The organism is Actinoallomurus iriomotensis (assembly GCF_030269445.1).
Lineage (GTDB): Bacteria > Actinomycetota > Actinomycetes > Streptosporangiales > Streptosporangiaceae > Actinoallomurus > Actinoallomurus iriomotensis.
Genome location: NZ_BSTJ01000016.1, coordinates 179,526 through 189,741, shown reverse-complemented (window position 1 = coordinate 189,741; position 10,216 = coordinate 179,526). Strand labels below are relative to the sequence as shown.

8 protein-coding genes are annotated in these 10,216 nt (G+C 68.9%); 3 read left to right on the top strand and 5 right to left on the bottom strand.

What is annotated here, in order from left to right:
• Position 1 precedes the first annotated feature (1 nt).
• From QSK37_RS45640 to QSK37_RS45620, 5 genes are all read right to left on the bottom strand, one after another.
• A complete protein-coding gene (locus tag QSK37_RS45640; protein WP_285578511.1) occupies positions 2-790 on the bottom strand; it encodes an MlaE family ABC transporter permease in 789 nt (262 codons plus the stop codon).
• The gene (locus QSK37_RS45635; protein WP_285578510.1) at positions 787-1,758 is read right to left on the bottom strand and encodes an ABC transporter ATP-binding protein; all 972 of its coding nucleotides are present in this window, start codon (positions 1,756-1,758) and stop codon (positions 787-789) included. Before QSK37_RS45635 ends, QSK37_RS45640 begins: the two co-directional genes overlap by 4 nt.
• 286 nt (positions 1,759-2,044) lie before the next feature.
• Complete coding sequence (locus QSK37_RS45630) at positions 2,045-2,983, bottom strand: hypothetical protein (RefSeq protein ID WP_285634568.1); 939 nt, start codon at positions 2,981-2,983, stop codon at positions 2,045-2,047.
• A gap of 236 nt (positions 2,984-3,219) precedes the next feature.
• Positions 3,220-4,644 (bottom strand): DUF6801 domain-containing protein, encoded by a 1,425-nt coding sequence (locus tag QSK37_RS45625; protein ID WP_285634565.1) that lies wholly within the window; start codon positions 4,642-4,644, stop codon positions 3,220-3,222.
• A 384-nt stretch (positions 4,645-5,028) separates the two neighbouring features.
• Entirely contained in the window at positions 5,029-5,682 is a 654-nt protein-coding gene (locus QSK37_RS45620; RefSeq protein ID WP_285578507.1) for a hypothetical protein, read from the bottom strand.
• A gap of 572 nt (positions 5,683-6,254) precedes the next feature.
• On the opposite strand from QSK37_RS45620, the gene QSK37_RS45615 reads away from it, so the two are divergent.
• From QSK37_RS45615 to QSK37_RS45605, 3 genes are all read left to right on the top strand, one after another.
• Entirely contained in the window at positions 6,255-7,565 is a 1,311-nt protein-coding gene (locus QSK37_RS45615; RefSeq protein WP_285634562.1) for a PucR-like N-terminal domain-containing protein, read from the top strand.
• 210 nt (positions 7,566-7,775) lie between these two features.
• Complete coding sequence (locus tag QSK37_RS45610) at positions 7,776-8,990, top strand: PucR-like N-terminal domain-containing protein (RefSeq protein WP_285634559.1); 1,215 nt, start codon at positions 7,776-7,778, stop codon at positions 8,988-8,990.
• Between the two features lie 173 nt (positions 8,991-9,163).
• Entirely contained in the window at positions 9,164-10,102 is a 939-nt protein-coding gene (locus QSK37_RS45605; protein ID WP_285634556.1) for a hypothetical protein, read from the top strand.
• Positions 10,103-10,216 lie beyond the last annotated feature (114 nt).

The window sequence follows — 10,216 nt, the reverse complement described above, 5'->3', positions numbered from 1 at the left end:
CTCAGCTTCCCTTCGGCGGGACGATCTGCAGGTAGATGGCCGTGAGCACGAGGTTCACGAAGAACAGGAGCAGGAAGGCGATGACGACCGACTGGTTCACCGCGTCGCCGACTCCCTTGGGCCCGCCGCGCGGGTTCAGCCCGCGGTGCGCGGCGACCGCGCCCGCGATGAAGCCGAAGATGAGCGCCTTGATCTCGCTGATGTACAGGTCCGGCAGATGGGCGAGGGCGGAGAAGCTGGCCAGGTACGCGCCGGGCGTGCCGCCCTGCATGATCACGTTGAAGAAGTAGCCGCCGAGCACGCCGACCACCGAGACCAGGCCGTTGAGGAAGACGGAGACGAGCATGGCCGCCAGCACACGCGGCGCGATCAGCCGCTGGACCGGCGAGACGCCCATGACGACCATCGCGTCGATCTCCTCACGGATCGTCCGCGAGCCGATGTCCGCGCAGATCGCCGAGCCTCCGGCCCCGGCGATCAGCAGCGCCACGATCAGCGGGCTGGCCTGCTGGATGACCGCGAGCACGCTGGCCGCGCCGGTGAAGGACTGGGCGCCGAGCTGCTGGGTGAGCGAACCGACCTGCAGGGCGATCACCGCGCCGAACGGGATGGACACGAGCGCGGTCGGCAGGATCGTGACGCTGGCGATGAACCAGAACTGCTCCACGAGCTCCCGCCCCTGGAACGGCCGCCGGAACATCGCGCCGAGCGAGGCCGCGGCCAGCGCGAACAGCTTGCCGGTCTCACGGAGCGCGGCGGTGCCGGGGACGGAGCCCGCCGGGGTCGTCATCGCCGCTCCCGGATGCTCGCGAGGATCGCCTGCTGCGCCGGGTACGGCAGTTCGTGCAGCATGCCCATCACCCGCGCGCGGCGGCGCTCGACGGCCTGGCGGGGCGGCAGGCCGGGACTGGGTTCGAGCTGCGGCACGATCGGCGGCAGCCCCTCGTCCTCGTCGTGGTATCCGGCGGTCCGCTCGGCCTCCAGCAGAGACTGGTCCTTCTCCTCCGACATGCCGATCGGGCCGTGCCGCCGGCCGCGGAGGAACTGCGCGACCACCGGCTCCTCACTCGTCAGCAGCACCTCGCGCGGGCCGAAGGTGACCAGGTCGCGGCGGAACAGCATGCCGATGTTGTCCGGCACCGTCGAGGCGACCTGGATGTTGTGCGTGACGATCAGGATGGTCGCGTCGATCTGCGCGTTGAGGTCGATCAGGAGCTGCGAGAGGTACGCCGTGCGGACCGGGTCCAGGCCGGAGTCCGGCTCGTCGCAGAGGATGATCTGCGGGTCGAGCACGAGGGCGCGCGCCAGCCCGGCGCGCTTGCGCATACCGCCGGAGATCTCGCCCGGCAGCTTTCCCTCGGCGCCCGCCAGGCCGACCATCTCCATCTTCTCCAGCACGATGCGCCGGATCTCCGGCTCCTTCTTGGAGGTGTGCTCGCGCAGCGGGAAGGCGATGTTCTCGAACAGGTTGAGGGAGCCGAACAGCGCGCCGTCCTGGAACATGATCCCGAACAGCTTGCGCACCTCGTGGAGCTTGCGCTCGGGGCTGTTCACCATGTCGACGCCGCCCACGAGGACACGGCCCTGCTCGGGTTTGAGCAAGCCGATCAGCGACTTGAGGAAAACGGTTTTTCCGGTCCCCGAGGGGCCGAGCATCACGCTGACCTCACCGGCGGGAAGGGTCAGGTTGATATCCCGCCAGATGTTCTGCCGGCCGAAGGATTTCGTCAGTCCTTCGACCACGACTTCAAGTCCCATTAGGTAGAGCCAACCATCGGAATTTTCCCAACTTAGGCCCCCGAATATAAATGAGCCCGAATTTATACCGAACCGTAATATGATTCCGCCGGATCGGCTCGGGCGACACCCTTTGCTACTGGCGGGTATCATACTTTTCTCGAACGGCGATAAGCAAGACATTCCACGCGACCACCAAGATCGCGCGGAATGTCCTGTCATCGAATGACAATCAATGCCTCCGGTTTTATCCACCGGTGAGCATCGGGTGTCCCGGGCCGCCGGCGACGCGTCCGGAGCTCGGCCGTCAGTGTGCCGCGGAATGCCAGAAGGCCGACATCTTGCGCCCGGAGGTGGGGGCGAAGGAGGACGGGTCGTACAGCCCGCCGAGGTAGGTCGACGCGCTGTTCAACACCAGCTTGTTCTTCCCCGCCGCGGAGGGGAGGCCGGTCTTGAGATTGACCGCGGCGTCGAGCAGGCCGAGGCCGCCGCAGCCGGTGGCGCCGGGAACGGCGAAGGAGTCGTCGCTCACGGACGCCCCGGTGAGATCGATCCTGAGCAGGTCGCCGTTGTCGGGGTCGGGGGTGCCGTTCCCGTCGAACCGCGCGAAGCTCGTGTCCGGGGCGGTGACGTTCTTCGGCTTCAACAGGATCGGGTTGGAGTCGGAGCCGATCGTGCAGGTGGAGGCCAGGAACGGGTTCTGCAGGTGGATCTTGACCGGCAGTGTGAGGATCGGCTTTCCGGAGCCGAGGCCGGCGGACAGGTCGAAGTCCGACGGCTTGCCGGCGGGCTGCACGGTGGCGATGACGTTGTTCAGCGTGTTGTCGGTGAGCTGCTGGCAGATCTGCGTGATCACCGGCACCTTGCTCGGGCACATCAGGCCGAGCAGTCCGCCGGGGATCTTCACGGGGTCGGCCACGAGGCCGCCGCCGGAGGGCGAGACCAGCGACACCGTCGATCCGGAGAGCACCCCGAACTGCATGTCGGTCACGCCGGTCGTGGCGGTGGTGTTGCCCAGCTTGATGGTGCCGCTGGACGCATGGGTGGTGAGGCACGTGTCCGTCACATTCGCGCCGTCCGCCGCGAGCATCGCCGGATCGTCGACCGGGCAGCGCGAGAACGGCGCCCAGGAGCCGTTCAGCGTCGTCGCCGAAGCCGAACCGGCCGTGACGAGCGTCGTCAGCGTGGCGAGTGTGGTGGCCACGCCCGCGGCCGCGAGCCGTGCCCTCTTACGGGAAGGACTCATTTCTCGGTCCCTTTCTCCACAGGGGACCCTCGACGGAGCCGTCGCCCCGACCGCCCGCCGATCACCGGCATTTATCCGTCTAGCCGCCGGAATTCCGCCTCGAGATCCCTACTGGCGAGTACGGTAACTATCGGCTGCACGATCGGCAATAGAACGTCTTCTGGATATTTTTGCTCGCGGAATAACGTTGCCGTCGAATGACAATCTCTCCGCCGCGATTCATCCGTGCGTGAGTCTCAGGGCCGGGGAGTCGGCCGGTCGATCGGGTCGCAGTTGACCGGATCCTGGTCCGGCGGACGCGTGCACGGGATGCCCTGGGTCAGCTTCATGTAGTTGCCCGGACCGGAGAGGGACGCGGTGAAGATTGGGTCGAGGTCCTCGCCCACTCCGCACCCGGAGAACGGCGGGATCGTGACCATGCCGGTCAGCGGCCCACCCTGGTCCACCGTGTAGTCCGGAGACTTGCCGGTCAGCGTCACGGCGAGCGACGAGGCGGTCTGGCAGTGCGGGCCCACATCGAGCGGCTTTCCGTTGACCAGCACGTCGTAGATGCGCATCGTCATCTGGGAGGTGACCGTCGAGACCTGCGGGAACCCGGTGCCGTCGAACCACGAGTGGCTGTCGATCTCCATGTGGGTGCCCGGGGGTTCCGAGAACTCGACCGTCGCGGTGGTCGGCATGAAGCCATAAGTCAGGAGGGTGGCCTTCGCGGGTGGCAGCGAATGTGCTCCGTGGTAGTCGAGCGTCGCCCTGCTCAGTACGTCGACGCTGCTGTCCGTGGCGCAGAGGTTGAGGATGACCTCGTAGTTCAGTTCCAGGAGGGTGTGCCCCGTCGTCTCGCCGTTCTCGACGCCGAGCAGTATCGCGCCCCCGAGTTTCGCGGCGTTCGCGAATCCCGCCAGGTACGCCTCCCCGGGTATCGGGTCCTGGGGCACGGGGAGCAGACACGGATCGTCGTCGAGTGGCCGGGCCGATCGAGGGTTGAGCTTGGCCCCACCCGTGCCGGGCGACGGAGTCACCGAAACCCCGGGATCGGTCACCGGAACACGTGCCAGGACCACGTCCGGGCCGGGCTCGACCTTGCAGTCGAGCGGAATATCGGCCGGGTTCGTCGCGCTGCCGTCGGCCTTGTGCGGTGTGAGGACGAGCGAGAGCGAGCCCGCGACGAAGGCCGCCGAGCCGACGGCCTTGGCCGTGACCGGCGACACCGTGGCGGATCCGGGCAGCGGCAGGCTCCCCGACGCCGGGATCGGCGCCGACGCGGCCGCGCTCGGCCAGGTGGTGGCGGCGGTGCCGCCCTTCTGTGCGACGGTGACGGAGATCCGCGCCGACGCCGTGACCGACGTCGCGTCCAGGCCGGTGAGGTCGGCGAGTGCGGCGCGCGGCAGGGTCGGGGTGATCGTCACCTGGCCGGGCTGGATGTGGTCGCCGACCGTCGCGGCGGCGGGAAGGGTGCCGGCGACCTTGACGGTGATGCGCTGAGCGCCTGAGGGGAACGGGCAGGCGTAGGCCAGGGACGCACCCATGATCTGGTCGGGCGGAGGCTCCCCGGACGAGGACTTACTGGCCGAGGACGCGGCGCCCGGGACCAGTCCCATCGCGATGATCACCAGCCCGGCGACGGTGGCCCGCGCCACCGTACGAGGCGTCCAGCGCGTCATGCTCATCCACGATCACCCGTGCCGTTCTCCGGCCGGCGTTCACCTTGGCGGAATCGGCACCGCGCGGATTCGCGGTCGTCCCCGGAAAGTGAAAGCCGAAGCATCGGAAGACCACATCCAAAAATCGTCGGCCCCGATCGCCGGAACGACAGGCCACCCAGCGCTACTGGCAAGTAGAGGTAGATTAGGTGCGGATTCCCGTCAGGGGCAAGCGGCCGCGCACGTGGGCGATCGATCGCCGCATTTTTATCACCGCACGACAAATGCTGTTCCGCCTTTTATCCGATATCGAGCACCCGGCTTCGGGCCATCGCCGTCTCGCATGCGAAGACCGGCCGGGGGGTGGACCCCGGCCGGCCTCCGGTCATACCCGGGCCTCGACCGTCAGGTGGGCCTGACGGTGAGCGGGGGAGTGGGGCTGGAGACCACGTAGGTCGCCTGGAAGGTGACGAGGTCGTTGGCGTTCAGCAGGCCCGCGCAGACGCCGCTGGTGCTGGCGATCTTGAGGGTCTGCGTGGCGGGGTCCGGGGTGAGGGTGAGCGTCCCGGTGCCGTTCGCGTAGGTGTCCTGGTTGTTGTTGCCAACGCTGCCGGTCACCGTGGCGTTGCAGGTGCCCAGAATGCTCTTGATCGTCAGGGCGGCGCTGATCCCGCTGATGTTCCCGCTGACCGTGTCGGTGCTCGAGTTGTACGTCACGGCGTTGAGGCCACCGGAGCTGATGGTCGCGCTTCCCGTGCTGCTCAGGGGGCCGGTGCAGCCGGTGAAGCTGCCGCTGGTGATGCTCGCGACCGGGTTGGACCGGCCGGTGCCGGCGGGCGCGCTGCCGTTGATGGTCGACGCGCTGCAGGTGAACGTCTGGTTGGTGTTCACGTCCTTGAACGTCACGGTCGTGCCCGACTTGAGCCCGACGGTGAACGCTCCGCTGGCGTTGCCGTTGGTGACGGTCCAGCCGGCGGCGAAGGCCGCCGGAGAACTGAGCGCGAGCGCGGCGGCGGCGGCGCCGCCGACAAAGAGCGAACTGCTGAGAAGTTTACGCATGAGGGTTCTTCCTTCGTGGTGACTGTGGCCGGCATGTGCGGCGAGGCCGGTCGACGAAATCGGAAGTCGAATTGACAGTGGTGATCTCGGCTCAGGGGCAGCCTCCTTCATCCCCGCGGGTCCGGCGGGGTTTCGGTAAGGGCATCAGAGTCTGCGGGGGTCGTTCGATCGCAAAGATGATCTTTATTTGCTAGGCTTTCCCGTATGCTTGCTACCTGTCGGTAGGTTAAGCGCGTGTTACGGCCCAATCAAGGGCGAAATTGACATTTGCGCCGAATTGTCATCGCAAGCGAAAGATCGCATTGGTCTTTATCCATTGGTGATTAAGGCATTCCATTATGACGGTTATGTGGCGTCCGTAGACGGGCCGTTCCACGGCAGGTGGCCGAATGGATGCGGAGGGTGAATGTCGTCGTCGCGTGGTGTGAATTGCGTCCGTTCCGATCAGCGATCAAGATGATCTGGATCACGCTTCGCCGGCCGGCCGGGGCCGTGCGGAGCGAGGCCGCCGGTGACCTCGCCGCCCGGTGGCCGGTGGAGACGAGTCACCCGGCCAGAGAGAGACGGCGACGGTGTGGCTCGAACAGGAGACGGAAAGACGGGAGCTCGCCGGGCTGTTGCGGTCCGAGATGGGCGGCCTTCCCGGCGAGATCTGTACCGGGATCCGCGAGGCCGTCGCGGAGTACGCGACGCCCTGTGACGGATTACAAGAGTCGCCCATGCGGCCGGCGGTCGAACAGGCGATCTTCTCCTTCGTCGACCGCGTCGCCGAACCGTCCGCGTCGTCGTCCCGGCTGACGGAGATCTTCCGGCTGCTCGGCCAGAACGAGGCGCACCACGACCGGAACCTGAACGCCCTGCAGGCGGCCTTCCGCGTCGCCTTCCGGGTGGCCTGGCACTGGACCATGGGCTTCTGCGCGCGCCATGAGCTCCCGTCCGAGACCGTCGCCGGCCTGGCCGACGCGCAACTGGAGTACATGCACGAGCTCACCTCCATCTCCGTGGAGGGCTATCTGGAGGCGAGCGCGCACTCGCCGGAAGAACTGGCCGAGCTGCGCCTGCGCCTTTTAGGCCTCATCCTCGAGCGGCCGGCCGCCCCGCGGCAGGCCATCGCCGAACTGGCCGAGCGCGCCGACTGGACGGTGCCCGCCGAGGTCACCCCGATCGTCGTGCGTCCGGGCGTTCGCCTGGTCCGCGGCGCGCTGACCGACGACGTCCTCGCCGATCCGGACGGCGCCGAGCCGCGGCTCCTGGTTCCGGGCCGGTTCACCGCGGCCCGGCGGGCGATGATCGAGGCCGCGGTGCCCCGCGACCGGATCGTCGTGGGCGTCACGGTGCCGCTGGAGGAGGCGGCGGACTCGTTTCGCTGGGCCGTGCGGACCCTCGGCCTGATCACGGAGGGGGTCGTGGACGACGCGCGGCTGACGTTCTGCGAAGACCATCTCCTGACCCTGTGGCTGATGTCGGATCCGCAGCTCATCGACGAGCTGGCGCGGCAGCGGCTCGACCGGCTCGCGGACATGCCGGCCGGCAAGCAGAAGGCCCTGACCGAGACGCTCCGGGTGTGGCTTGAGAGCTGGAGCACCGCGGCCGACGTGGGAAACCGCCTCCACGTACACCCGCAGACGGTGCGGTACCGGCTGAACCAGCTCAAGGAGAGCCTCGGCGACCGGTTCGGCGACCCGGAGGCGCGGTTCGGCCTGGAACTCGTGCTACGGGCGCAGCGGCTGCGGGACCGCCCCGCGCTCCCGGGCGGCCGCGGCGGCAGGCCCGAGCGGGCGACCCCTCTTTCTGCTCACGACGTCACAAAAAAACATAGTGCGCTGTCCGAAAACAGAGAAACGCATACGGTCAATGACAGACCGTATGGCTCCGGCAAGTGAACGCCGCAAAATCTTGCCGGAGGCTGTTCTCTGCTCTACCGTCACGGTGTCCTAGATCGCGGTTCGCCCGGGAGATACAGGGGTTCCCCGCTCGGTATTTCCCTCGCGGTCCGCGATCACCGGCGAACGCCACCTGACGGCCGATTCTGAATAAGGGCGACCCCGCCCAGCGACGCACCGACTCCGACGGTGGCGGTGGGAGGTACACGCATGCCTCGAACGCTCGAACCGGACGGCTTGAACTGGTCGAGTTCCGATCTGACCGAGCGGCTGACGGCGATCATACGGCGCGAACTGCCCAGCCTCACGCAGGAGATCGTGGGCGAGATCCGGGACGGCATTCCCGAATACGCCCGCCCGATCGACGGCCCGTACGGACGGACGCTCCGTTCCGGGGTCGAGCGCGCACTCGCCGGATTCGTCGTATGGCTCGGCTCGCCCGACGCCCTTCCGGACGACATCTGCTACAAGCTCGGCCGGTTCGAGGCGTACGAGGGCCGCCAGCTCAACGTCCTGCAGTCCGCGTACCGGATCGGCGCCCAGACGGGCTGGAGGCGGGTGATGGCCCTGCACCAGCGGTACGACCTGGCCCCGGCGACCGTGTCGGTGCTGGCGGACGCCCTGTTCACCTACATGGAGGAACTGGCGTCGTCGTCGGTGCGCGGTTACCGGGAGGCCAGGGCGCAGCTGAACGACGAGATGCGGGCCGGACGCCGGCGGCTCCTGCGGCTCATCGTGGACGCGGCACCGCACGACCTGCTCGCCGAGCACGCCGAATCGGTCCGCTGGGTGCTCCCGGACGAGGTGACCGTGGTCGTGCTGCGGCCGAACGCGCCGATCGTACGGACGCTGCTCGACGACGACCTGCTGACCGACCTCGACGGCACCGAGCCGTACCTGCTGGTCCCCGGCCCGCTGACGGCCGACCGCCGCGCGATGCTCGAACTCGCGGTGGCCGAGTCCAAGGCGGCGGCCGGGCTGACCGTGCCGCTGGACCGCGCCCCCGACTCGCTGCGCTGGGCCCGGCAGGCATTCGGCCTGGTCCACTCCCAGATCATCGATGACGGCCCGCTCACCCTCTGCGCGAACCACCTGGAGACCCTCTGGCTGTTCACGGACGCGCCGCTGATCGACCAGATCGCCCGCCGGCAGCTCGCCGCCCTGGACCACCTGACGGCGCGCCAGCGCGAACGCCTCGTCGAGACGCTGGGCGTGTGGCTGCGCACCCGCGGCACCGCCGCGCAGGTCGGCGACGAACTGGGCGTGCATCCGCAGACCGTGCGCTACCGGATGCGGCAGATCGAACACGCCCTCGGGGACGACCTCGCCGATCCGGACACACGGTTCGCCACCGAGGTCGCCCTGCGCGCGCTGTGGCTGCGTGAACAGGCACGGGAGTACGACGCGGCCGGGGACGGAGCGTGAGATTCACCTCTTCCGCTAACCGGGGGCACAAGGCGCGAGACGAATTACGCATCCGTTGATAGCGCTGCGCGCCATGGTTGATCCATCTCCTGGTCCCGTGTTCGCATGGGTTCGACCGCTTCGGGTAACGACGAGTCCCGAGGGCGGATGGCGATGGACGCGGAGGTGCCGGAGTGCTGTCCGGATCGAACGCACGACCAGTATTCGTCGCACTCGGTGCGGCGACGGTCATCACGCTCGGCGCGGTGGCGACGCCCGCGACGGCGCTGGCCGCCGACCCGTCGCCCACGGCCGCCGACGACCCGGCGCCCGATCCGTCCGGCGGCAGCACGCCCAGCGACTCGCCGAGCAATCCTCCGAGCGACTCGCCCAGCGACCCGCCGCCCGCCAGTTCGCCGCCGGTCAAGCCCGCGCCGCCGCCCTCCTCGCCGCCGTACCAGCGGACCCCGTCCCTGAGCGTCCACCTGTCGTTCTCCGCGGCCAAGGCCGCCCCGGGCGGCTCGGTCACCGCGACGGCGCGGGTCAGCGCGGCGCACGCGGTCGCCCACCACGCGATGCTGCGATTCTCCGCCACCGGCGCCTCGGTGGTCAGCGGCCTTCTCTCGCTGGGGGACGTGAGTGCGGCGCGCTCCGCGTCCGCCGTCGTGAAGATCCCCGCGGGCCACGCCGCCGGCACCGTTACCGTGACCGCCTCGCTCAGCGCCGACCGCGCGAGCACGCACAGCGACGCCGGCAAGATCACGGTCACCGGGAGCGGCTCGTCGGTGGGCGCGTCCGCCGCGGGAGCGGACCTGCCGTCGTCGGCACTGGCCACCGGCCTGGGCCTGCCCGACCAGACCGCCACGGCGGGTGCCGGCCCGGCCGGCGCTCAGCTGCCGCTGATCGCCGGGCAGGCGCCCGCGGTCGCTCCGGACCAGCTGCCCGCGGTCCAGCCGGTCTCGCTGCGCACCAAGACCTCGCCGCTCGGCCTCGACGCGACCTCCTACCGTCTCCTGTGGACCCAGGTGGCGTGGCTCACGGCGCTGCTCGTCGGCATCTCCCTGCTGCTCACCCAGCTGCGGTTGAACCGCCGCCGGCCGGCGCGCCCGGCCACCCGTCGCTCCCGGTCATGAACCCTCCTGCGTCGGAGGGAGTGACCACTGGGCCGCGCCTTTGATGCCCTCGCTTCGCTCGGTCATGGCCGTCGCGGCTCCCCGGACCTGTGGTCACGGTCCGCATCCATGGAT